The organism is Allobosea sp. 01N443 (genome assembly GCF_056399325.1).
The window spans coordinates 1-486 of the sequence record NZ_JBFTRC010000434.1 but is presented as its reverse complement, the minus strand read 5'-3'; the positions used below and the strand labels follow the sequence as shown (position 1 = coordinate 486).

General features: G+C 50.2%; 1 rRNA gene. It reads right to left on the bottom strand.

The window, feature by feature from the left end:
* A 23S ribosomal RNA gene (locus AC1DRP_RS36855) occupies positions 1-486 on the bottom strand; the annotation flags it as partial.

Below are 486 nucleotides of genomic sequence, written 5' to 3'. Positions count from 1 at the left end.
ACGTATACTTTGGGACCTTAGCTGGTGGTCTGGGCTGTTTCCCTTTTGACCATGGATCTTATCACTCACAGTCTGACTCCCAAGGATAAGTCTTTGGCATTCGGAGTTTATCTGAATTCGGTAACCCGATGAGGGCCCCTAGTCCAAACAGTGCTCTACCTCCAAGACTCTTACCTTGAGGCTAGCCCTAAAGCTATTTCGGAGAGAACCAGCTATCTCCAAGTTCGATTGGAATTTCTCCGCTACCCACACCTCATCCCCGCACTTTTCAACGTGCGTGGGTTCGGGCCTCCAGTAAGTGTTACCTTACCTTCACCCTGGACATGGGTAGATCACCTGGTTTCGGGTCTACGACCTCATACTCATTCGCCCTATTCAGACTCGCTTTCGCTACGGCTCCGCTTCATCAGCTTAACCTCGCATGAAATCGTAACTCGCCGGTTCATTCTACAAAAGGCACGCCATTACCCATTAACGGGCTTTGAC